Source organism: Sporomusa sp. (genome assembly GCF_035561255.1).
In the GTDB taxonomy this organism is placed as follows: domain Bacteria; phylum Bacillota; class Negativicutes; order Sporomusales; family Sporomusaceae; genus Sporomusa.
The window spans coordinates 1-23921 of record NZ_DATMXX010000147.1 but is presented as its reverse complement, the minus strand read 5'-3'; the positions used below and the strand labels follow the sequence as shown (position 1 = coordinate 23921).

The 23921-nt window shown below is 45.2% G+C and carries 22 protein-coding genes; 8 read left to right on the top strand and 14 right to left on the bottom strand.

The annotated features are described in order from the left end of the window. Nucleotides 1-9: 9 nt before the first annotated feature. Nucleotides 10-1560, bottom strand: a complete 1551-nt coding sequence (locus VN379_RS08390; RefSeq protein ID WP_325532753.1) for a phosphodiesterase — start codon at nt 1558-1560, stop codon at nt 10-12. A 398-nt stretch (nt 1561-1958) separates the two neighbouring features. Between VN379_RS08390 and VN379_RS08385 the strand changes: the two genes are divergently transcribed. From VN379_RS08385 to VN379_RS08365, 5 genes are all read left to right on the top strand, one after another. Beyond that, on the top strand, nt 1959-2624 hold the full coding sequence (locus VN379_RS08385) for an amino acid ABC transporter permease (RefSeq protein WP_325532752.1): 666 nt from the start codon (nt 1959-1961) through the stop codon (nt 2622-2624). Further along, nucleotides 2605-3282 (top strand): amino acid ABC transporter permease, encoded by a 678-nt coding sequence (locus tag VN379_RS08380; protein ID WP_325532751.1) that lies wholly within the window; start codon nt 2605-2607, stop codon nt 3280-3282. Before VN379_RS08385 ends, VN379_RS08380 begins: the two co-directional genes overlap by 20 nt. A 12-nt stretch (nt 3283-3294) precedes the next feature. Beyond that, nucleotides 3295-4044, top strand: coding sequence for an amino acid ABC transporter ATP-binding protein (locus tag VN379_RS08375; RefSeq protein ID WP_325532761.1), 750 nt, complete (start codon nt 3295-3297; stop codon nt 4042-4044). A 27-nt stretch (nt 4045-4071) separates the two neighbouring features. After that, nucleotides 4072-4944: a cysteine ABC transporter substrate-binding protein gene (locus VN379_RS08370; RefSeq protein ID WP_325532750.1), complete on the top strand. Its 873-nt coding sequence runs from the start codon at nt 4072-4074 to the stop codon at nt 4942-4944. A 224-nt stretch (nt 4945-5168) separates the two neighbouring features. Further along, nucleotides 5169-6362, top strand: a complete 1194-nt coding sequence (locus VN379_RS08365) for an MFS transporter (protein ID WP_325532749.1) — start codon at nt 5169-5171, stop codon at nt 6360-6362. 58 nt (nt 6363-6420) lie between these two features. On the opposite strand, the gene VN379_RS08360 is transcribed toward VN379_RS08365, so the two are convergent. The 4 genes from VN379_RS08360 to VN379_RS08345 form a co-directional block, all read right to left on the bottom strand. Next, the gene (locus VN379_RS08360; protein ID WP_325532760.1) at nt 6421-7755 is read right to left on the bottom strand and encodes a nitrogenase component 1; all 1335 of its coding nucleotides are present in this window, start codon (nt 7753-7755) and stop codon (nt 6421-6423) included. A gap of 3 nt (nt 7756-7758) precedes the next feature. Continuing rightward, entirely contained in the window at nt 7759-9261 is a 1503-nt protein-coding gene (locus VN379_RS08355) for a nitrogenase component 1 (protein WP_325532748.1), read from the bottom strand. Nucleotides 9262-9300: 39 nt separating this feature from the next. After that, nucleotides 9301-10596: an O-acetylhomoserine aminocarboxypropyltransferase/cysteine synthase gene (locus VN379_RS08350; RefSeq protein WP_325532747.1), complete on the bottom strand. Its 1296-nt coding sequence runs from the start codon at nt 10594-10596 to the stop codon at nt 9301-9303. Nucleotides 10597-10806: 210 nt separating this feature from the next. Further along, nucleotides 10807-11013 carry a DUF1858 domain-containing protein gene (locus VN379_RS08345; protein WP_325532746.1) on the bottom strand — a complete coding sequence of 69 codons (207 nt, stop codon included), beginning with the start codon at nt 11011-11013 and terminating at the stop codon, nt 10807-10809. Nucleotides 11014-11619: 606 nt separating this feature from the next. Between VN379_RS08345 and VN379_RS08340 the strand changes: the two genes are divergently transcribed. Genes VN379_RS08340 through VN379_RS08330 form a run of 3 tightly spaced genes read left to right on the top strand, consistent with a single transcriptional unit; the run spans nt 11620 to nt 13868 of the window. Beyond that, nucleotides 11620-12654 carry an ABC transporter permease gene (locus VN379_RS08340; protein ID WP_325532745.1) on the top strand — a complete coding sequence of 345 codons (1035 nt, stop codon included), beginning with the start codon at nt 11620-11622 and terminating at the stop codon, nt 12652-12654. A gap of 26 nt (nt 12655-12680) precedes the next feature. Next, nucleotides 12681-13439: an ABC transporter permease gene (locus VN379_RS08335; RefSeq protein WP_325532744.1), complete on the top strand. Its 759-nt coding sequence runs from the start codon at nt 12681-12683 to the stop codon at nt 13437-13439. 15 nt (nt 13440-13454) lie between these two features. Continuing rightward, nucleotides 13455-13868 carry a fibronectin type III domain-containing protein gene (locus VN379_RS08330; protein WP_325532742.1) on the top strand — a complete coding sequence of 138 codons (414 nt, stop codon included), beginning with the start codon at nt 13455-13457 and terminating at the stop codon, nt 13866-13868. 15 nt (nt 13869-13883) lie between these two features. On the opposite strand, the gene VN379_RS08325 is transcribed toward VN379_RS08330, so the two are convergent. The 9 genes from VN379_RS08325 to VN379_RS08285 all read right to left on the bottom strand — a co-directional run bounded on the left by VN379_RS08325 (nt 13884) and on the right by VN379_RS08285 (nt 23809). Continuing rightward, nucleotides 13884-14966 carry a uroporphyrinogen decarboxylase family protein gene (locus VN379_RS08325; RefSeq protein WP_325532740.1) on the bottom strand — a complete coding sequence of 361 codons (1083 nt, stop codon included), beginning with the start codon at nt 14964-14966 and terminating at the stop codon, nt 13884-13886. A gap of 181 nt (nt 14967-15147) precedes the next feature. Continuing rightward, nucleotides 15148-16197: an ABC transporter substrate-binding protein gene (locus VN379_RS08320; protein ID WP_325532738.1), complete on the bottom strand. Its 1050-nt coding sequence runs from the start codon at nt 16195-16197 to the stop codon at nt 15148-15150. A 44-nt stretch (nt 16198-16241) separates the two neighbouring features. Continuing rightward, on the bottom strand, nt 16242-17075 hold the full coding sequence (locus VN379_RS08315) for an ABC transporter permease (protein ID WP_325532736.1): 834 nt from the start codon (nt 17073-17075) through the stop codon (nt 16242-16244). Nucleotides 17076-17118: 43 nt separating this feature from the next. Beyond that, nucleotides 17119-17898, bottom strand: a complete 780-nt coding sequence (locus VN379_RS08310) for an ABC transporter permease (protein WP_325532734.1) — start codon at nt 17896-17898, stop codon at nt 17119-17121. Between the two features lie 330 nt (nt 17899-18228). Then, nucleotides 18229-19674 carry an FAD-binding oxidoreductase gene (locus VN379_RS08305; protein WP_325532732.1) on the bottom strand — a complete coding sequence of 482 codons (1446 nt, stop codon included), beginning with the start codon at nt 19672-19674 and terminating at the stop codon, nt 18229-18231. Between the two features lie 11 nt (nt 19675-19685). After that, nucleotides 19686-20879 carry a pyridoxal phosphate-dependent aminotransferase gene (locus VN379_RS08300; RefSeq protein WP_325532730.1) on the bottom strand — a complete coding sequence of 398 codons (1194 nt, stop codon included), beginning with the start codon at nt 20877-20879 and terminating at the stop codon, nt 19686-19688. Then, a complete protein-coding gene (locus VN379_RS08295) occupies nt 20876-21922 on the bottom strand; it encodes an ABC transporter substrate-binding protein (protein WP_325532728.1) in 1047 nt (348 codons plus the stop codon). The genes VN379_RS08300 and VN379_RS08295 overlap by 4 nt, the downstream gene beginning before the upstream one ends. Before the next feature lie 94 nt (nt 21923-22016). Next, nucleotides 22017-22805, bottom strand: coding sequence for an ABC transporter permease (locus VN379_RS08290; RefSeq protein ID WP_325532726.1), 789 nt, complete (start codon nt 22803-22805; stop codon nt 22017-22019). A 182-nt stretch (nt 22806-22987) separates the two neighbouring features. Further along, complete coding sequence (locus VN379_RS08285) at nt 22988-23809, bottom strand: class I SAM-dependent methyltransferase (RefSeq protein ID WP_325532724.1); 822 nt, start codon at nt 23807-23809, stop codon at nt 22988-22990. Nucleotides 23810-23921 lie beyond the last annotated feature (112 nt).

Sequence of the window (23921 nt, the reverse complement as noted above, 5' to 3'; positions counted from 1 at the left end):
TAAAGCAAATTACAAACAGCTTGAATCGATAGCCAACTGGTTCTTTAAAATCTTTGCTTGCTCGTTTCCCTCGACCAGCATTGTATAGATGTTTTCGGGTGAGGTCGGATGGGCAAAAAAGTAACCTTGTACTTCATTACATCCCAGCTCTCTCAGCATTGATAACTGGCGTTCGGTTTCAACCCCCTCGGCAGTAACCGATAGACCCAGGATCTGGCCTAATGTTATAATTGCCTGAACGATAGAGCGACTCTCTGGTGAGTATTCTGCATCCTGCACAAACTTCTTATCTATTTTCAGCACATCTACTGGTAATAATTTGAGATTGGTCAGCGAAGAGTGGCCTGTACCAAAGTCATCCATGGCGATACTCACGCCCATAGCCCGAAAGTCTTTAAGGGTTGTGATTGCCTGCTCTACGTCTTGCATGATCATACTTTCAGTAATCTCCAATTCAAGTTGAGCCGCCTCAACCTGTGCCTCATTAAGAGCACAGGCAATGCCTTCTACTAAATTGTGCTGATAAAACTGACGAGCTGACAAATTTATCGAAACCGGCAGGGTAAAACCACTCTCAGTCCAAGCCTTAATTTGCCGGCAGGCAGTGATCAAAACCCATTCACCAATACTGTCTATAAGCCCTGTAGCTTCGGCTAGAGGAATAAATTGTCCGGGGCTTACTATCCCTAACTCCTTATTTTTCCAGCAAAGCAAGGCCTCAACGCTGTTAATTTCTCCGGTTTCAAGGCTGATCCGTGGCTGGTATACAAGGAAAAACTCATTGTTCTCAAGGGCATTGCGCAGCTTTGTCTCCATTTCAAGGTTCTGTAAGGCATTGGACGAGAAATTCAAGGTATAAAATTTGTATTGATTTTTACCTTGTGTCTTCGCCCTGGCAACAGCCATATCGGCGTTTTTCATGAGCGTTATTGCATCTTTGCCATCCTCCGGTGATACGCAGATGCCGATATTGGCAGTTAAAGAAAACTGGCGGCAGTCAACAAGCCAGGGAAGCTGGCAGGCAGTCAAAATCTCTTCAGCTAAAGCAGTTAGTTGAGCCTCATCAACCATTCCTGGGACAGCCAGTAAAAATTTATCACCCCACACATTGGCAATTGTACAGTTTTCCGGGGTATTTTGAATTAATCTCTTTGCTACATCGCTGAGTAATTTATACCCCTCCTGGTGCCCGGCAATATCATTAATGAGGCTAAATCCATGTAAATCAATCATCATGACGCCAACCCGCTGCTGTTTGACAGCCAGAAGCTCAGTTAGCGTTCCCTGGAAATAATTCCTGTTCGGCATGCCGGTTATAGAGTCATGAAAGGCTAAATAGTTTGCTTTCGCCACAGCTTTTTTTTCCTCGGCAAGCTCATGGCGAAGCTTACAGTAGGCAAAAAACAAAATGAAAGCTGACGGAAAAACCATTAAACTAATGCTGGGCATCGAAAAAGACAAGCGGTCTGGTACTAGGTTAATCTGAAAAAAGACAAGCAGAGTAATGTATAATGTCAATATTCGTAGTGGATTAGACTGAATCATTGCCAATAGTCTCATCGTACCTCTCCATTTATAAGTATTAAAAGCAGAACACAAATTGGAGTAAATAAAAAAGGCTAAAGCATCTAAGTGATGACTTTAGCCTTCAGTTTACTGATGAGCTTTCTGCAATATACTTATATAGTGTATAAAAAGTGCCGGGATTAGCCTAATAATTAAAGTTTATTAGGACATATAATAGCATACATTGCTAAATAATGTCAAATGTTTGTTGGTATATTCTAGTCGAAAACATCTAATGTATTGATCCTCTTGACACGTACTTTTCATTGATGTATACTCTAATAAAGTTACATATGTGCGCTGATCAGAAAGACTGAAGGCCAAAGTTTCTATTAAAGAGACTTGGTCTTTTTTTGTTGTTAAATTCAGGGATAAGAAAGAGTGGTACATCAGTGAGTATTAACTGGGAATTTATAATGATGACTTTACCATTGTATGAGAAAGCGGCCTGGCTGACGTTAAAGCTTGCGGTACTGGGAATAGGAGCATCTTTAATCATCGGGCTGCTGTGCAGCATTGTCTTATATCACAAGACAACAGGCCTGGTGCGGTTGGTGCAAGCCTATATAGAGCTTTCTCGCAATACGCCGCTACTCATCCAGTTATTCTTTTTATATTATGGTTTGACAAAATTAGGCTTAACCTTGAGTGAACATACCTGCGCAATTATCGGGCTGGCTTTTCTGGGCGGCAGCTATATGGCTGAAGCATTCCGTGCCGGTATTCAGTCAGTCAGTAAGTCCCAGATTGAATCAGGTCTTAGTATCGGGCTTTCCAATTCGCAGCTAATCCGCTATGTTATTTTGCCTCAGGCGTTTTCAGTAACATTACCTTCCTTAGGCGCCAATTGCATATTTTTACTGAAAGAAACCTCCATCGTCGGAGCAATTGCAATACCGGAGCTGATGCATATTACCCAGGACTTAATCGGGATGTATTATCAAACTTTTGAATCACTACTCATGCTGGTGGCAGCATACCTGATTATGCTGTTACCTTTATCAATCTTTTTGACCTGGCTGGAAAGGAAGGTGCGCTATGCTGAGTTCGGGAATTGACGTGCTTACTGAAGGGATCAACCTGCAGCGGTTATTAGGGGGTTTGTTAATAACCGCCCGCATTGCCTTCATTTCGATTATCATTGGTTCATTGCTGGGCATCATTCTTGGTTTAATCAGGACATCAAAATCCCGGCTAATCCGCTTTCTGTGCCGTTTTTACCTGGAGGTATTTAGAATAATCCCTATTCTGGTTTGGCTGTTCATCGCCTATTTTGGTGTTACCAGCCTGCTTAATATCCATTTAGAGGGTGAGCTTGTCGCAGTTATTGTCTTTAGCCTGTGGGGTGCCGCGGAAATGAGCGATATTGTCAGAGGCGCACTGGAATCTTTGCCAAAACATCAAATTGAATCAGGCAAGGCTCTTGGTCTTAGCTTTTGGGGCCTTTACCGCTATGTGTTAATCCCCCAAGCCGTACGGCGGCTATTGCCTGGCGCAATGAATTTATCCACCAGAATGGTCAAAACTACCTCGCTGGTCGTTATGATTGGCGTTATTGATGTAGTAAAGGTTGGTCAGCAGATTATCGAAAGATCACTGTTGAAGGCCCCTGCCGCTTCCTTTTGGGTTTATGGCCTGATATTCATCCTGTACTTTATTATTTGCTATCCACTGTCTAAGCTATCAAAGAAATTAGAAACCAAATGGGAAAGTTAGGGAGGGTTTATCATTATCACCGAAAATACCCAGGTATTACTTGAAATAAAGGATCTGCATAAGGAATTTGACCAGAAAACAGTATTGGACAACATTAACCTCACCATCCACAAAGGCGAGGTTGTTGTTATCCTGGGCCCATCAGGCTGTGGCAAAAGCACCTTGCTTAGATGTCTTAATGGCCTGGAAGCCATTCAGGGAGGTGATATCAGCTTATCCGGTAAAAACATTACCGGCAAAAGCGTAAACTGGCAGGAAATTCGCCAGCAAGTGGGCATGGTATTCCAAAACTATGACCTCTTTCCCCATATGACAGTTATGGAAAACATTCTTCTCGGGCCCTTGAAGGTACAGCAAAGAGATGAAAAGGAGGCGACAGAGCAAGCTGAGCAGTTACTTGACCGGGTGGGCTTACTTGATCGTCAGCATTCTTATCCCCGTCAGCTATCCGGCGGACAAAAGCAGCGAATCGCTATTGTACGCGCCTTATGTATGAATCCGGAGATTATGTTATTTGATGAGGTTACCGCCGCCCTTGACCCAGAAATGGTACGTGAGGTACTAGATGTTATCCTAGGCCTTGCCAAGCAGGGAATGACAATGGTAATTGTGACACATGAAATGGGGTTTGCCAGGGCTGTTGCTGATCGCATTGTGTTTATCGATGCAGGGAGAATATGTGAAATAGCCAAACCGGCTGAGTTTTTTTCCAGCCCCAAGACAGAGCGTGCTCAGCAATTTTTAAATATATTCCAATACTAAATCTTATAAACGAAGGGACGATGTAGCGTGAGCATTAAAAAAATTATTGTGTTAGTTTGCAGTGCTTTATTCTTGATAGGAGTTTTGGCAGGTTGCGGCGGAGCAGCAACCAAAACAGATGGTAAACAAGAAGGCTCGCCAAAGAGCGTTATTGAAGACATTAAAAAACGTGGTACCATTAAAATTGGTATCTTCGGTGACAAACCTCCCTTTGGCTTTATCGATGCGAATGGCAAAAATCAAGGATTTGATGTTTATATTGCCAAACGGCTTGCCAAAGACCTTTTGGGCGATGAATCCAAGATAGAATTCGTATTACTTGAGCCGGCCAGCCGCGTGGAGTACTTACAAACTAATAAAGTTGACATTGTTTTAGCCAACTTTACTGTCACCGAAGAAAGAAAGCAAAAGGTTGATTTCGCCAACCCGTATATGAAAGTTTCTCTGGGGGTAGTCTCACCCAAAGATGCCCCTATTACCTCAGTTGATCAATTAAAAGGCAAAAAACTGATTGTTATCAAGGGTACAACTGCTGAAACCTATTTCACAAAAAATCATCCTGATGTTGAACTGTTAAAATTCGATCAAATTACCCAGGCATTTGAGGCTCTAAAAGACAAACGTGGTGTTGCGTTATCACAGGATAATACCTTATTATTTGCCTGGGCCAAGGAAAATACCGGCTTTACTGTAGGCATTGCGACCTTAGGCAGTCTTGATACCATTGCCCCGGCAGTAAAACAAGGCAACAAAGAACTGCTTGAATGGATCAACAAGGAGTTAGACACCCTTGGTAAAGAAAACTTCATCCATAAGGCTTATGATGCAACCTTAAAACCTGTTTACGGTGATACCATCAATCCGGAAGACATTGTCGTCGAAGGTGGCAAACTTAAATAAGCACAATAGAGGCGAATCAGTTTTTTTTAAGCTGATTCGCCTCCTATTTTTTCAGGCTGTGTTATAATGTTACTAATCGCTGATCAGCAGGAAACTGAAGGCAAAACTTTTACCTATTACGGTAGAGTTTTGCCTTTTTTAGTTGTTATCACTAAAAAAATAGTAATCGGGAGCGGGGTGAGATTATACAACCGGATAAATCCATTCATTACAGCTGGATTATATTGCTGACAACCTTCTTGACATTGATCCTTGCGGCCGGTATCCGTTCTACGCCAGGTGTACTGATAGTCCCCTTAGAGCATTATTTTGGCTGGAGCCGGACGGTTATTAGTCTTGCGCTGGCCATAAACCTGTTACTGTACGGCCTTTGTGGCCCTTTTGCCGCTGCGCTGATGGATCTATACGGGACGAGGCGTATCATGGCACTGGCTTTGCTCTTAATCGCCGTTGGCACCAGCTTAACAACCTGGATGAATGCCCCCTGGCAAATGATTGCCTTATGGGGGGTAGTGATTGGGATCGGCAGTGGCTTTTTATCGCCGGTTCTGGGAACAGTCGTTGCCAATCGCTGGTTTGTAACCCATCGGGGGTTAGTTGTCGGCATCTTTAGCGCAGCCGGATCGGCTGGACAACTGTTATTTCTTCCCCTGTTCTCTAAATTTCTCGCAGTGTCTACCTGGCAAACAGTAACCGGGTTCATCTCGTTTGCGGCTCTGTCTGTTATGGTGGTTGTCAGCCTGATTATGCGCAATAAACCAGGTGATATCGGTCTCCTTCCTTATGGAGCTTTACACCCTGCCGATATAGCTAACGCCAAAGAAACTAACGCTTTTACGGCCGTGTTTACTGGCCTAAAAACGGCTGTGAGCAATAAAGATTTCTGGTTATTAACAAGTAGCTTTTTTGTTTGTGGCGCTACCTCCAGTGGGCTTATCGGCACACATTTTATTCCGGCCTGCATTGATCATGGTATGCCTGAGGTTACGGCGGCCGGGCTGCTTGCGTTTTCAGGCATCTTCAATCTCATTGGGGCCATGTCGTCAGGCTGGCTTTCGGATAGATACGACAATCGCTGGTTATTATTCTGGTTCTATATTCTGCGGGGAACCTCCCTGGCCTGGCTGCCCTTTCAATTTGACGCCGGCACTACCACGCTGATCATTTTTGTTATTGTAAACGGGTTAGACTGGATTGCCACCCTGCCGCCGACCATCCGCCTGACAACAGATATTTTCGGAAAACAGAGCGGTATTATCTTTGGCTGGATGATGGTATTCCACCAATTAGGCGCAGCCCTGGCAACCTTTTCCGGTGGAGCATTACACACCTTACTTGGGGACTATCAGTGGTCTTTCATAGCAGGCGGAATGCTGTGTTTTATTGCCTGCGGGTTAGTTATTAAAATCCGGAAATAGCACCTTTTGTTGAATATAAAGCCGGCTTCCTGTTAGAAGCCGGCTTTATATATGGCTGTTACAGCGGACCGCCGTATTTTACCATCAGATCTTCCATGAGGTTTAGCCCACCGCGGTAGCCGACATAGCTGCGGTCAATAATCAGCCGGTCATAGGACGGAAAAGACACACTGAGAAATAAAGCACCGCCAAGTTCTGTCTCGGCAATATACCGCTCCAGTGAGCTGGCAAATACGATTTGCATCGTATAATTGCGGAGCAATAACCTGATCTTATGGGCATCGATTTCAAAAACCACTTTCGGTTTTAACACACTTTCCAACCCCTCAGTCAAATCCCGGGTAATTCTGTCCCGGTATTCTGCCGGGGGATCATCTGTAACAATCACAACTTCAGGATTAAACCCAAGCTCATTGGTCGCATATTTGGTAACGGCTATCGCTGTGCTGCTGTCGGCAACCACCGCATAGTATGCGTGCGGTATGGCAACAACCAGTATATTACCGATATATTCAGTAAAGCGGTAGGCATTTTGTTCCTCCTCCGCCGCCACTTTAGCAACGACCGTGTCAGCTATCTGAAGTTTATGCCCCAGAGTTTGCAAGAACAGTGTCGTATCCTTAGGCCCGATCGGCAAGGATGAAAAAACATGATACGGGGTACCAAAGCGTTCTTCAAGTTTTTTTGCGGTGTTGATCCCCCATACGGAAAACACCAGGTTCAACTCTGCAGCAGGAATCTTATGTAGTGCCTCCAAACCGTTCAGATCGCCGAATATAATGTTCGCTTCGACACCAATCGTCCGCAAATGCTCTTTGAGATTGCGCAAATCCCCTTTCCAAAAGAGATTTTGCGTGGGAACAACCCCGAGAATGTTAACTGTGTGCTTTTTTACCGGCTGATCTTGTAACAGCTGGTCGATGACCGCGTCAAAATAAAGTTCATATCCCTTATACGAATTTCCTGCAAAGCCTGCTGTCTTAACATGAATAACAGGCGCACGTTCCTGAAATTCCGCTACCACTGAATCTACATCATCGCCAATCAAGGCCGGTACGCAAGCTGAAATTACCGTATATAAATCACCTGGCATCAGACCAATAGTACTGTCAATCAGTTTTCTCAGTTTGTCTTCACCGCCAAAAATGACATGTTCTTCTACCAAAGTGGAGCAGGGTGTGCTGGCGCCGCCCACCGGTCCAGGGCTGTTCAAACCTGAGGCAAAACTCTGGCCAAAATTTTGGGCGAAGCCGCAACCGCCCCCCGAATGGAGGATAGGCACAGAACCAAACGTCGCCAGGGCAGCTGCATAGGCGCCCCCCATCGAGCAAGAATATCTGGGGGCTTCAACCACTTCAGGAAATAAATCCGGTTCTTCTTTAACTAGCGGCATCACTTATTTTGCCTCCTTATTTGCAAAATAAAGCGGGTTAGGTTGTTGGTACCACCATTCGTTGTATACATCAGGCGTCTTTTCCAGCATTGTCTTCTGGAACGAGCGGTTTTTGGTCGATTGCAGCAGGAAATTACCGGCAGCGATTGCACCTTTATAGCCGGCCTGGGCACTCCAGGGACGGGCATCTCCCCTGGACGAATGAATCCTGGTTGCACCGCGGTCCCGCTTATACGCGCTCCCCTGGAAGGGACATGTCAAAGCAATGTCCGGATTATAACGGCGTGTGTGATGGGCTACCTCTGCCGCCTGGAAGGTATTAACCAATACATCAAAGTCTCCGACCTTGTCAATGAGCTTTTCTGTTTCGTCTGCCACCAGATCGTCAAAATCCAGGCAAATAGCCGCCGGTGTTTTTACCCCTAATTCATTGAAAAACGGAACCTGGGTAAGCAACCGGCCCTGACCTAAGGAGCCAAGGACATTGATATCATTCCCATTGCCAATTCTCGCAAATTCCTGCTGAATCAGCTCAAGCTTCGGCAACCATTCATCATGTTCTTCGGCAATCAGCTTTTCCACTTCATTTTCTTTACCGGTATAGTAAGCAATGGCCCTCAGCCATTCATCCGTATGTTCTATCCCAATCGGCGAAGGGTATAAAAAGTAGGGTACTCCATATTCCTGCTCCAGCCCCCGCGACAGGTAATCGGTAAATGACGAGCAAATCGGCGCAGTAACCGCCGCCTCTGAAAGCATTTCAAATTGCTCAACCGTTGAGAATTCCGGAACAAAATTGGGCCGCAGGCCGATTTTCTCCAGCAGCCTGGTAATCTCCCGCCGGTCCTGCCAGGTATAGGACAACATACTTGCCACATTAACCAGATCTTTTTGCTTTTTTGCCGGTTTTTTTACCAAATATTTGAGTATGCCGTGCCAGAAGGCGTCATACCCGGTTTGAATCAGTCTGGAGCGAATTCCCTCGCAATGGATCGCAACAATTTTTGCCTTAACCTCAGGCTGGACCTCGTCAACAATTCCGGCAATATCCTCACCGATAATTCCCGTGGTGCAGGATGCCAACACAAATATAGCCTGGGGATTATATCTTGTTTGGGCCTCTTTGATCGCATATTTTAATTTGTCTCCAGCCCCATAGATAACATCTTTCTCATTCAGATTGGTAGTCAGCCAATGAAAATCAAAGTTTTCCGGACGCCCCAAAGAAACAGGAACTTTACGGAATATTTCCCGGTAACCTAGCCCGACAACAGAGCAGCCTACCGGCGCATGAACAATCATAACAGAATCACGAATGGTCATAACCCGCTGGGTGAGATAGAAATTTAACAGGCAGCCTGACGATTGTTGAAAGCACCGTTCCGTATTGGGCACGGTCCCGTCTTTTACCTGTTTAATGAGTTCACTCGCTTTCCCCCAAAAAGCGTTAATACCATTTCCGCGTTGTTCCCTTGTAGGGCAGGTATTGTCTCTTAGGTTAATCATGTGACATGCCTCCTGTTCATTACTATTTCCCTAATGCCACTATTTCTGACTGGTGACAAGCGCCTCTTCCAGATAATACAGCAGGTCATCAATATCTTCCAGACCAATGGATAACCGGACAAGGTCTTCGGTTACACCACTGGCGAACTGCTCATCAGCACTTAGTTGCTGATGGGTTGTACTGGCAGGATGAATAACCAGTGACTTGGCATCACCCACGTTTGCCAGATGGGAAAACAAGCCTAAGTTGTCAATGAATTTAGTGCCGGCATTCAGACCGCCTTTAATGCCAAACGTGAGGATTGCCCCCGCTCCCTTTGGCAGATACTTTTGCGCTTTCTCATAGGAGGTACTGCTTGTTAAACCCGGATAATTAACCCAGGTAACAAAGCGATGCCCCTGCAAGAACTCTGCAACCTTCTGCGCATTGGACACATGCCGGTCAAGACGCAGAGAGAGTGTTTCCAGTCCCTGGAGGAATAAGAAGGCGTTAAAAGGGCTTAGAGCTGCTCCGGTATCACGTAAAATCGTCACCCGCGCTTTGAAAATATAGGCCGCGTTGCCAAATTTCTCACTATAAGAAAGTCCGTGATAACTGGGATCAGGTTCAATCAAACCAGGGAATTTGCCATTATTCCAGTTAAACTTGCCTGAATCAACGATAATGCCACCGATAGAAGTCCCATGCCCGCCAATAAATTTGGTTGCAGAATGTACAACAATATCGGCCCCCCACTCGAATGGCCGATGTAAGTAAGGTGTCGCAAAAGTACTATCAATAATGAGTGGGATCGCATTATCATGAGCAATTGTTGCTACACTTTCCACATCTAATACATCAATTTTGGGATTGCCAATGATTTCGGCATAAACAGCTTTGGTGGCTGGCGTTATCGCTTTGCGGAAATTCTCAGGATCATCAGGGTTGACAAAATGAACCTTAATGCCAAGCTTAGGCAACGTATAATGGAATAAATTATATGTGCCGCCATACAACGCCGCAGAAGATACAATCTCATCCCCGGCCTGCGCAATTGTTAAAATCGAATACGTAATCGCCGCCTGTCCGGAAGCAACTGCCAGTGCCCCCACGCCCCCCTCTAACGCGGCTACCCGCTCTTCAAAAACAGTTTGGGTGGGATTAATCATCCGGGTATATACACTGCCTAATTCCTCCAGTGAAAAAAGCCGGGCCGCCCGTTTGGTATCACCAAGTACAAAGGATGTACTCTGATAAATTGGCACAACCCTTGCGCCGGTAGCCGGATCAGGTACTTGACCGGCGTGCAAAGCCAAGGTATCAAAGCCATGTTGTCTTTCTGACTGCTTACTCATCACATGCTCTCCTCTTTTCCTCATAGCTGCACTCTATTCGATTAGTTCAAACCAGACTATACAAAACAAGAAGGCAAAGCCAAGTTTCCTTTCGGAAACTCTTCTTTGCCTTCAGTAGCTTATACTGATCAGTCAAACTAACCGTCTTTTTCAATTTTTCACAATTGAAACCTAAGTTTGTTCTTAAATTCACACATACCCAAGCCCATATCAATTCGAATTATCCTGGGCTACTTTATTTAGGTCGTTGATTAAAAGATCAATATCGATTCCATGAGCTCGCGCACCTTCTTCTATATTCTCAAAGCTAGCCGCGGCACACCCGAAACATCCCATCCCATATCTCCGGAACACTGCAATGGTATCCGGGTATTTGCTGACAACCTCCCTGATACCCAATTCTTTAGAAATAGCCATAAACTCATCTCCTTTACTTTACTTCTTAAAACAATAAACCAGTCCCCGCAATCAGCAAACCTGCACCTCCTTATATCATCATTTCTTCCTTGTCCGAATAAAATAAAAGCCGGAAGCGCCCTATTTGCGTCTCCAGCTTATTCGCTAGTCAACCCATTGATCCATTCAAGTATTTTAGTCTCCACTACCATATTTCATCATCTGACTAACCTGTTCTTCCCGGAAATTAATAAAAGACCAAGTTCATACTGTGAACCGGCCTTCAGCTTGTTGTCTAATCGGCACAATGCTTATAATGGATTTAAAATAATAATTCCATATTTTGTATTATAATAACATATTGAGCTATATGTGTCAATGCTCAAAAGTGAATATCGAACTTCTCGGTGCCAGTATTTTTTTGTTGTACAGTGCCATAGATTTCCCGAAAAATAAATTGACCCTTGCCCCAAACCATGCTACAATTAATGCTAAAATATAATCATTCGGCATAATATTGTATGGCGGCTGATCTAAAGAAAATGAAGGCCAAAGAGGTTGTTATCAACAGCTTCTTTGGCCTTCTTATTTCAAGCAAGAGCTATTACGCTGGGGGGGGGGGAGAATATGAGACTGTTAGCGGCAGCGAGCAATGTGGCATTAAGAGGTTCCGGGTTATTTATCTTCCTGGTTCTATGGGAAATCGCGCCACGGTTAGGCTGGGTTGATGCGCAGTTTTTACCGCCTTTATCGGCGGTAGCGGCTGCAGGGTATAAGCTTTGGGATCAAGGCCTGCTGTATTCGCAGCTTATTGTGAGTTTATGGCGGGCAGCACTGGGCTTGCTCTTAGCTTTACTGATCGCAGTGCCCACAGGTGCTGTTTTGGCAGGGTGGTTTCCGGGAGTACTCAAATATTTAGACCCGCTTTTCCGGCTGTTAAGCAATGTCAATCCATTTTCACTTGCTCCTGTATTTATGTTGTTTTTTGGAATTGGTGAAACGATGAAATTGATGATTATTGCCCTGGTCGCATTATGGCCGATTCTGTTTCATACCATTACGGGAATCCGTACTGTTGATCCGCTTTTAATTAAAACAGGACGGTCAATGAATGTTTCTGCTCTTGTTTTAATGCGCGATATTCTGTTACCAGGCGCTTTCCCCACGATTGTTACCGGCATACGCATTGGCGTACAGATGGCGGTATTTATGCTTGTGGCCGCTGAAATGCTCGGGGCCAAAGCCGGATTGGGCTGGCTGGTCCATGCATCTGCAATGCTTTCTCAGCTGCCGCGGATGTACGCCGGCGGTGTGTTTATCATTTTGCTGGGAGTTCTTATTAATAAAGTCATTTTACATATAGAAAAAACCAGCTTTTACTGGAAACAAACCGTGGAAATCTTCGACACTGCTGCGCCTGCCAAAGTGAAAGGGCGATGGTCAAGGGTGTTCAACCAATACTACGTACCGGCTGTGGTAATCTTGTTTGCTGTCATTATTGCTGCTGGCGGTCATGAAATAAACCGCTTAAATACAGAACGGTTGCTTCAGCATACCTCACCTCAGCCAGATCATGCAACCCATACTATGGGTGTGAAACAACATCCGCCAGGATGTACTGAGAAAAAAGATGAGCCATTAAATTACACGATAGGTGAATAACGTGGACTTACAGGGAGGCGGCTTGTATGAAAGTGTTGAAAACAGTGTTTACCAATACGATTGCAAGCATCATTTTTATAGTAGTGTGGGAAATATCAGCCAGGCTAGGGCTGGTCAATACCATGTTTATTCCGCTTTTTTCCACTGTGCTGGTGGCCATTAAAGACCTCATCATTACCGGGACGCTGCTGCCCCATATTGCAATTAGTTTACAGCGATCCCTGGGCGGGCTGTTGATTGCGGTGGCTATAGGTATTCCTTTAGGCTTCATCATGGGGGGGTGGTTCCGCAAGCTGAAGACAGCTTTAGAACCCTTATTTGAACTGGCAGCTCAAGCTAACCCCTATATCTTATTTCACGTGATTATATTGTTTCTGGGAATTGGCGAAGCAGCCAAGCTGGCGATCATTGCCTGGATTTGTATCTGGCCGATTTTATTTAACACGGCGGCCGGGGTCCGTCATATAGATGCTGACTTATTGAAAGCAGCCCGGTCATTCGGTCTGACGCGCTGGTCACTCTTTTACAAAGTCGTGCTGCCGGCAGCCGGACCATCAATTTTTACCGGGTTACGCTTAAGCGCAGGCTATTCTTTTTTCCTACTCATTGCGGCCGAGATGATGGGATCAAGTTCAGGGTTAGGGTGGTTTCTTATCTACAGTCAGGAAAACTATAATATTGAGTGGATATTCTCCGGTGCTGTGGTTATTGCTGTTTTAAGCATCTCTATTGATACCATTTTCAAATACATGGAAAAGAGGATTGTGGTATGGAATGAGCCTTAAGGAGTGTCAATCCTTATGTTATTACGGTTAAAAAGCAAGCATATTGCCCTGATAATACTATTAGTCACTATCCTGTCAGGCTTCCCTGCCGTTCCTTTTCTTTCCACAAGTTCATTAGCCACTGCCTATCCTGAACAAATCACAGTAATAAGCACCAATAATCCACAGACCAGCCAGACAATTACCTGGAGGATGGATGCCGGCACAGGAGGCTGCCATCTGCAATATGCAGAAAGCAGCAGCAAACATCCATCCCCATATGATGTTAAAACAATTACAGTCGAAGCGGCAAATCTAGTGACTGCCGACGGCCTCATTCACACGTATTCATCAACCATTAACAGGCTAAAACCAGGAACCAGCTATTTTTATCGTGTGGGATACGGCAATATATGGAGTGAATGGCGTACCTTCATAACTGCAGAGTAATACACTGTTCAAATTCTAATTCAACCTTCCCGGATCAATTGGATACCGGCCAAATTCTCTGGCTGCCTGGAACAAAGCATGAACATTCTCTACCGGGGCTTTCATCGGCAGGCCGCAGCCAAGTGCCAGAATGTAACCTTTGGGATTATCATATGCCTTGCGCAGACATTCTTTAGCCTCCCTGATCACATCGGCCGGCTTCCCTAAAAACATCGTTGCCGTCGGTTTAACATTCCCCATTAGCGCTGTCAGACTGCCCACTGCTGCCTTTGCTTCCGCCAAATCGATTGTGTCGTCCAGACTTAGGATCCCAGCTCCAGTATCAGCCATATGCGTCCATATTTTTTTCGTATTGCCGCATATGTGCAGAGACGGGGCACAATTGGTGAGTCGCTTAATATTACTAATCAATTCGCGCAGATAAGGAAATGCAAATTCATGAAAATGCCGGGGACTAATCAGACTTGTTGATGCAGTAGGGTCGGCAATACTGACTTTTACACCTATTTTTGCCGCTTCGAGTATATAAGCAAGCGTACTTTGCAAGGCATACTGCAGCAAGCGATGGGCAAACTCAGTGTTGTGGTATAAATCCCGTAAAAAAGGTTCCGTCCCCCTTAAGTTAGCCGCCACAGTGAAGGGGCCGGCCACATTGGTTGTAACCGGCACTTCTGTTCCCAAACGCTCCATCAGGGTTTGCAATGCCGCCAGGTGAAGCGGCAAGCGTCCTTTAGTCCACGGATCAGGAATAACAAGGCGGTCCAGGTCGCATTCTTCCTGTATGGCAAATTCACTGATGTATGGCGAATTTTCTTCTTTGGGATAGATGACGGTACTGCCTGCAGCCTCGGCAACCCCATGCAAACCCGGTCCGCTAATCACAGCTTCCACAGCAAATATCCGGCGGGAAGCCAGCTGAACCTCAACGATTTTTTCAGCAGAAAAATAGCACTCCCAATGCCTGACTCCCGCCAGGCGTGCTGCATGATAGCTTGGATTGATGCTGCAGGGGATTCTGTCAAAAGGGGTGCCGGCCAACAGCGCCGCCATCCGTTCTTTAGGAGTCATTTCATCAGAGTAACAACCTGCTTTTATCATTCATCCTCCCCCTCATAAATCACTAACTACACCGTCCTCCAGCCGCTTGACAGCCTCCGCTTTTTTATATCATATTATCAAGGGCTCCACTCCCTGTACCCTAAGCATAGGAATACCGGCTAATGCACGATCAGCCGGTATTCCTTTTTCTTACTCCACTTCCGGTTCTGGTTAACTGCAGTTATTTACCAGAAAGCACTGTACGGTCAAGCAAATCTTCTACCGTAACCTTTCCTTTGGGGATTACACCCGCATTCTCCAGGTCCTCAATCCATGGTTTGACCATTTCCGGACTGATATCTGCATCGCCGGCATAATAATGAGTGGCACTAACCGGTACCTTGATCCAGTCTTCGGTCATCTTCCGGGCTTCCTCAGGGTGTTCATTGGCCCATTTTTGCCCTTTAAGTATCGCCCGCGCAAATTTTTTAACAGTCTCAGGATTCTTCTGAATAAATTCAGTAGTAAAGTAATAGTAGCCAACGCCGCCCCCCTGACCAAAACCAGCATCCAGGCTGTCAGCGATCTTCACCATGCCGGCCTCCTCCATTAATTTGTAGAACGGCGGATGCACACCGGATACGGCTACCAACCCTTGTTTCAACGCCTGTACAGCCTGCACATCAGGCATAGTCACCCACTCAATTTTACTTCTGGCAACGCCATTATGATCAGCAATGTTATTAGCCAGAAAGTCAGAGCACTGGTTGTTGGTAATGAGAGAGAATTTAAGCCGGCCCTCCAGCTTGTTTAAGTCGGCAAAATTCTTAATGCCAGGAGTAGCATTCGGGTTGATGTACCAATTCATATGACGCAGTTTAGGGTCCTGCTCCGGAAAAGGGTCAATTCCGGATTTTACTACCCCTTTGATCTTGGCACCGCCGGCAATGGCAACAGCAAGTGAATTGGGATGGGCACCACTGACGTCATTATTACCATTTAAAATAGATGGGATAATCTGGTTAGGTTGTGTGTCCCCGGTATAAACCACCTTTAGTCCCTCTTCTTTAAAAAAGCCCAGTTGGTCGGTTACTACCCATGGCGTTGAGCTGCATGCAGTCTGAGATATTGTCCGGATAGGAATCAAACCATCATCAGCAGTGCCTTTAGCCCCATTATGCCCGGCAGCGGCCGGATTATTGCCCTGATAAGCGCCATAGGCAATTGCCCCTGCCACGACCACGCCAATAATCCCTGTTAACACCAGTTTAACTGTTTTCCTATTTGCCATAATACACAGCCTCCTTTACCTTTATAAGTGATGTTGATAAAACCTCAGTATTCGGGTGCATTCTCTTTCCAATTAATGATTCTCTTCTCCAGTTCTGCAAACAAATAATTAAGCGACAGACCAAGTACAGATATCGTAACAGTAGTTGCAAACAACTTCGGGATTTGATAATTGTTCTGGGCATTAAATACCAGCCAGCCCAGACCACTGCTGGCACCAATCATCTCAGCGGCAATCAGCATGAAAAAAGCGGTATTGCAGCTTGTTTTCAAGCCGTGGAAGATGCCGGGAGACGCAGCAGGCAACACTACTTTGAAAAACATGTTTGCAGCAGTCACCCCCATGGAGCGGGCAGATTTTACCAATAATTCATCCACATTCTGTACGCCGGTAATCGTATTAAGGAGGATAGGCCATAAGCAAACCCAAAAAATCATTGAAACCTTAGATATCTCACCAATGCCAAATATCAGAATAAATACCGGAAATAACGAGAAGGGATTTACCTCAGCCAATAATCGCAGCACAGGTGTCACAATTCGCTCAAATAACCGGAACCAGCCTCCCAAAAAGAAACCTAACGGAATACCGACCACCGCTGCCAGCACAAAACCAAACAATGCCCGCAGCAAACTGGCCTTTACGTGGATGATCATGATACCGTTTGCCACCAAATCCCATAGGGTACTTAATACCAGGGTAGGCGGCGAAATAAACGTTTGGGGTACCAGCCCAATCCTTGGGGCTATTTCCCAAATAATCAGGAATACAATAATGGATAGATTGTCAAAAAACAAACTCTGAACCCTTGCCAGTATCCTTCCTTGCTCACCTCCCTCCTTGGTTTTTATGGCTGTTTTCTTAAGCGTTGCCTCCACACTGCTCCCTCCTTTATTTTCAAAGATAGTAATCTGCATATATTCATTTGCCTGAAGCCGGCCGCCAGTCAATTAGCAGATCTTCCAAATAATGCAATGCATAGGTTATTGCGGCCCCGAGAACTGCAATGCTGATGACCCCGGCAAAGAGACGCGGGATGACACCGTTGATAGCCGAGTTGTGAATCAGCCAGCCTAACCCGGCACTGGCACCAATGACCTCAGCCGCCATCAACATAAGAAATGCATGAGTTGCACCAGTACGCACCCCGGTAAAAATAACTGGCGCCGCTCCTGGCAAAATTATCTTCCAAAAGATAGTTGCCCTGCTGGCTCCCATAGAACGGGCACTTTTTATAAATAAGGGATCAATCTGCTTTATACCCGCAATGGTGGTAAATAAAACAGGCCAAATACTCGACCAGAAAATAATGCTGACTTTTGCCCCTTCACCAATCCCAAAAAACAGAATAAAAATAGGAAACAGCGAGAATCCGTTAATCTGCCCCAGCATGCGCAACAAGGGCCGTAGCTGCCGGGCCAATATAGGGTAGACACCTCCCAGTAGAAAACCGCAAGGCAGGCCAAGACCTACGGCCAGCGCCAGACCGATTAAGGTTCGCTGCAGACTTGCCGCAATGTGCAAAAAAATTGTTCCATCAACAGCTAACGCCCATAACGTTTGCATGACCTCAGACAAAGGTGGTATAAATTGTCTGTCCACAACCCCCAGCCGCGGCAATATCTCCCATAAGGCAAAGAATGCCACAATACCTGAAACATCAACTAACCGTCCTTTTACTTCTTTAATGTACTCGTTCATTTTGCCAACCCTCCTAATATATTGAGCCATTTCATCACCTCAGAAAAAAATATAAGGCCACGAGAAATAGCTGGCTATTTCTGTGGCCTTCAGTTAATCCACTGATCAGCCCCTGTAAAAGGGACACTTTTATATATTTAAACTAAGCGAATACCTAACTTATGAGTATCGAAAAGGCTGGTAAGATATCTTATTTTACTAAGAATATCCTGCCAGCCTTTGGGTTAACAACCAATCAGCATCTATCAAGTTTTTCTTTTATTATACTTATTCTAATGAAAAATGCAAGCTTTTTTATAGTTTAATTACCACTTACTATTACCTAATATGTCAGCATAAAACCGCTGTATCTGCAGTGCTTGTCGCTGGGCTCATCATATCAAATATTTTTCCGGGATTCAAAATGTGGTTAGGGTCAAAAGCCGTTTTAATGGCCTGCATAAGCGCCAGTTCAACAGGATCGATAATTGTTCGTAAAACTTCTTTGCGCTTTAGACCAATCCCATGTTCACCTGACAAACGCCCGCCCAGATCATAAGTGGCTGTATACAGCTTTTCCCTGAATTTTTTCACCGCTGCCGGCCACACACCGACCGGCACTTCCCCGGGTATGATTCTTACATGCATATTACCATCCCCCGCATGACCGGCAATACGAAACTGAAACTGAAATTCTCTGGTCAGCTCCTCTAGTTGACCAACAAATGCCGCAATTTTGTCTACTGGCACAACAATGTCTTCCGATACCCCGACAGGATGCTCCACCTCGATCGCTTTCCCCCAGGCCCTGCGTGCCGGCCAGATTTTTTCACCAGCTATTTCATAGATACTGTGGCAGCCATGAGTATCACAAAGCGTTTGCAGCCTATCCCACTTTTTATGCAGTTCTTCCTGAGTATACGCTTCCAGTTGTATAATCAGACAATCGCCCGTGTAATCGGCAAATATTTTTTCCTGACGATACCGCTCCAGATCTAATACCGTTTGCCGGTCAATCAATTCAATGGAAATGGGATCAATCACCGTATCCTCCAGTAGAGCCCCCACAAAAGAAATCGCTGTCGTTAAACCGGGAAATATGGCTAAGAAATTAGGTAATAAAGATGCAAGCTTTTGCAACCTTATTGTTACCCGGGTAATTACCCCTAATGTTCCCTCCGAGCCGGCAATCAGTTTGACCAAACCGTAGCCTGTCGAGTTTTTCTTCAGCCGCCCGCCTAATATAACAATCTCTCCTTGTGGGGTAACGACCTCTAATTCATATACCTGATCGCCTGTAACACCGTACTTTATCGCTCTGTTGCCGCCCGCATTTGTAGCGATATTGCCGGCTATAACGCAATCATCACTGCTGCAGGGGTCACCGGCATACAGCAACCCATGCTGGCTGGCTGCCTGTTGTATATCAATCGTCCGCACAGCCGGTTCCACTATCATATACCGGGCCACAGGATCAATATGCACTATTCGATTCATGCGGCGCAAATCAAGAACAATCCCGCCGTTTAGCGGCACTGCCCCTCCTGCCAGACCGGTACCGCCGCCGCGCGGTGTCACCGGGATCAGCCGGTTGTTTGCTATTTTTAGAATTTCTGCGACCGCTTGCGTATTTCCCGGGAAAACCAGAACCTCCGGATATCTCCGTCCTTCATTGCGCGTACCGGCATCATAGGCATACTGCTCCGGAATAGCCTCGCCCCGGATCACGTTTTCTGCACCAACAATCTTTTCCAGTTCAGCAATAGCTGCGCTGGTTACCTTTCCATATGTAGGCATAGACTCTCCCCTTATACCTTGTTATACATTAAATCAATATTTTGCAGCCGTTGCAATGCACCTTGAAGGGTCTCTGTTCTTTTACAAAATGCAAACCGCAGTAAAATCCGCGAATTTCCTGGAGGAGCGTGATAAAACCCGGATAAAGGAACAGCTGCCACCCCTACTGTTTCGATAAGTCGTTTAGCAAAAGCCACATCATTGCTCCAGCCAAAGTGGCTGAAATCTGCTAACAAAAAGTAGCCGCCTTGCGGTACACTGCACGGAATATTTAATTTCCCCAAGCCCTCAAGCAGTAAATCCCGTCTGACCTGATAATTCTTTTTTAGTTCCTGATAATATGTTTCAGTAAATCCAATGGTCGCAACAACCGCGTGCTGCAGTGGTGCCGCAGCACTGATTGTTAAATAGTTATGGGTAATCCGGATCCCTTTTGTAAGATAAGCAGGCGCAGCTATATACCCTAGCCGCCATCCGGTCACACTATATGTTTTAGAAAACCCGTTGATAATTATAGTACGTTCCCGCATACCGGGTATCGCCCAAAGTCTCGGCAGTGTAATCCCATCAAAAAGAATCTCATCATAAATTTCATCGGTAATGACTACTAGACCGTATCTTTGGCAAAAATCAGCGACAATAGTCAGTTCTTCCTTGTCAAAAACCCTGCCGGTAGGATTATGGGGTGAATTGATAATAATAGCCTTGGTTCTGGAAGACCATACTGCCTCCAGGGAATGGCGCTCAATCCGGAAATTGGGTGGTCTTAGCTCTACATAGACTGGCTTGCCGCCGCTAAGCACAACATCAGGCCCATAGATAGTAAAGGCCGGCTCAAGAATAATTACCTCATCACCGGGATTAATAACAGCAAGCAGTGAGGCTGCCATTCCTTCCGTAGCGCCACAGCAAACGGTAATTTCTGTTTCAGGATCAAACTCCCCGCCAGCTTGCCGGAGTTTGCCGGCGATCCCTTCCCGCAGCCTTTTTACACCCTGAGACAGCGCATATTGATTCAAATCACCTTGGATCGCTGCATTGGCTGCAGCCTTAAGCTCAGGCGGCGCCGCGAAATCCGGCGTACCTCCACCTAAATTAATTGCGCTGCACTGATCGGCCAGGGTAGCAATCTCCCGAAAGATTGGCAGTTGTAACTGCAGTACCCTTCCTGCCAGGCTTGGTATCGGCGGTTGCTTATCTGTCATTTCAGTTCCCCCGTATAGTAGGGATTTAACTCATTGGTATACAAATCAGAGGCCTTTATTGTTCCCGGCTGGGCAAACCCATTGTTCTCCATCAGAGTAATCCAGAAGCTTATTTTTTTCTCATCAATATAATTATCTGGCGGATACACGTTACCTGCCGTATCTTTTACATCCACCTTCAGATAATCAGCTGCAATCTGCAATGCTTCGTCATAATGGTCATTGATCCAATGCTGGGCCTTTATGTCGGCAGCGATATATGCCTTGATCACATCCGGATACTCTTTAATAAAATCATCACTAAATGCCCGCACTGCCAAGCCGCTGGCCGGACCGTTACCGGCCCCCTTACCGATATCATAACTAGTACTCAATACCTTAACCCCGCCATGATTGCGGGCGGCCTTCTGATAAATGTTGTGTAGGACGGCAACATCCACCAAGCCTTGCTTAAGTGCTTGCTCCTGCTGTTTATCAGGCATTGTTACAATAGTTACTTTATCTTTGGTTATGCCATTTTGCCGCAAGAATTCCAGTGTCAAAAGTTCGGCACAGGATCCCAAGCTGTTAACAGCAATTTTTTTACCGATTAGATCCTGGGGAGAATTGATTTTACCATCATCTTTAATCATCCAGGTTATATGAACTTTGTCCGGGTCAGGGTCATCCCACATGCTATGGGTAACAATCTTTATCTTGACACCTGCATCTCTGGCATTGGCAATCGTAGCAGGATGGCCAGAGCTAAATAAATTATTATCACCTTTAATGACAGATTGAGCCATCAGCCCGGCTGGAACTACGCCGGTATAATCAATAACAATGCCTACCTCTTTAAAAAATCCTTTACGATCAGCAATAATCATTTCATTAAAACCTTCAAGTGTGGGTGCCTTAATGTGAAATTCTTTAGTTAGTTTACCGTTAACAAATTTTGGCTTATCCTCTTCAGATTTACTGGCAGTTTGGCTACCGCAGCCTGCTAATACGGTTGAGCCAAGCAACAATAACAAGCTTAGCAGTAAGGTAATCCTGTTCCACATAGATTTTCTCCTCATACTATTACCCCTTTACGTGAACAAATAACTACTTTCGAATAGTGTAATGCCATTCTGGCAACCACACCAGAATCTTATCTTAGAATCCTACAGTTGCTTCCTCTTTCCAACTGGTAACCCTTTTTTCAATCGCCACTAACGAATAGTTCAGCAGTAGTCCCAGCATAGACATAGTAAGGATAGATGCATACATGGTAGGAATTTGATACTTCACTTCAGCGTCATACAGCAAAAATCCTAATCCGGCGTTAGCCCCGATCATTTCGGCCGCAATCAGGATCAGAATCGAGGTAGTTGCACTAAGGCGAATTCCGGTAAATATAGACGGAATTGATGCCGGAATGACCACTTTTATAAAAATTTTAAATGAAGAAGTCCCCATAGATCTTGCTGCTTTAATTAAAAGTGGCTCTACATTCTTGACGCCGGCAATTGTATTCAATAATATCGCCCATTGAACGCCCCAGAAAATAATTGCAACCTTCGAGACCTCACCGATACCAAACAAGAGAATAAATACCGGAAACAATGCCAAGGTTGATGTTTGTCGAAAGCTTTGCAGTAAAGGGTCAATAAAACTTTCGAAATTTTTGAACCAGCCAATCATTAAACCCAATGGAATGGATACCATCATTCCTAGGCTGAACCCGATAATAGAACGGCGCAAACTAACCGCAAGGTGTTTAAATAACTCACCACTTGCTATTAAGTTACAAAGTGCGGCAAATACTTTAGAGAAAGGGGGTAAAAAGACCGGATCTGCCAACCCAATTCGTGGTGCAATTTCCCAGAGTAATAAAAAAATCGCTATTGCTAAAAAACGGTAAATACCATAAAATATCCTTTTTCCCCATTTTGGTAACAACATCTTTCAATACATCACTCCTAATTCGGTAATTTTCCAACATAAAAAGGCTGCATCCAAAATAATGGATACAGCCTCTAGTTCTCTGACTAGTCAGCACTGCAATATAACCTGTATTTAAAGCCACTATATATCATCATACATTATTTGTCAATACAAATTTTGGTATGTGTCTACCCTGTATCCTATTGCCTTCGTTTCTCGGCAAGTGCAAATATCGTGTAATTTTCAAACTGGATTCCCTGTGCAGTACGGTATTTCTCCAATGCTGCTTCGATATCAACCTTAGCCTGAGCCCGCAATGAATCGGGAACATGGTTCAAATAGTTGCCGAAGGAACTGGCCTCACTAAATTCGGTCACTTCCCGGGGTGTTTGGTACACCCGGTTCGTTTTTAAAACCTGTACATCGCTAACCGTCAGCCCAGCTCCTGTCAGCAATTGAATCAACTGTGTGGTCGTCAGACCGTGCTGATTATGGATACTATCCTCAATACGCACAACCTGGCGGTAAGGCTCTTGCTTTAACACATTGTCGATAATCTTCTTCATACCGGTAACACTGTTTAATTCCTTTGCACCGGTGGCAATACCAACCTTTCCCCCTGGTTTCAGCACCCGGAATATTTCCAGTAAAGCCACTTCCTTATTAAGCACCCAGTGAAACACAGAGTTCAAATATACGATGTCAAAACTATCATCTGAGAATGGACTAAGGTCTTCAGCATTACCTATCTTAAATACGGCATTAGCATGTTCATTTTTCTCATTGGCAATCTTAATCCGTTCTGCCAAAGGATCGATACCTATAAAACTCCCTGTCTGCCCGAGTAGAGAGAGTGCCTGCCTTCCCAGCCTGCCGGTACCGCTGCCGATATCAAGAACCGAATCTCCAGGCTTGATTGCAAGCTTTTCTAAGAGAATGCACCCTTTGCCGAATTGGGAATTGCTTGTTTTCTCGTAAGTATCAGCCAGTTTCTCGCTATCAAGAGTAAGAATAACCGCCATAAATCAATCTCCTCCCTCACAGTATTAAATTTAAGAGGCTGCACCCCACATTAAAGGGACACAGCCTCTGGGTTTAACCAGTCAACAATGTATATATGTAAAAATCTTACAC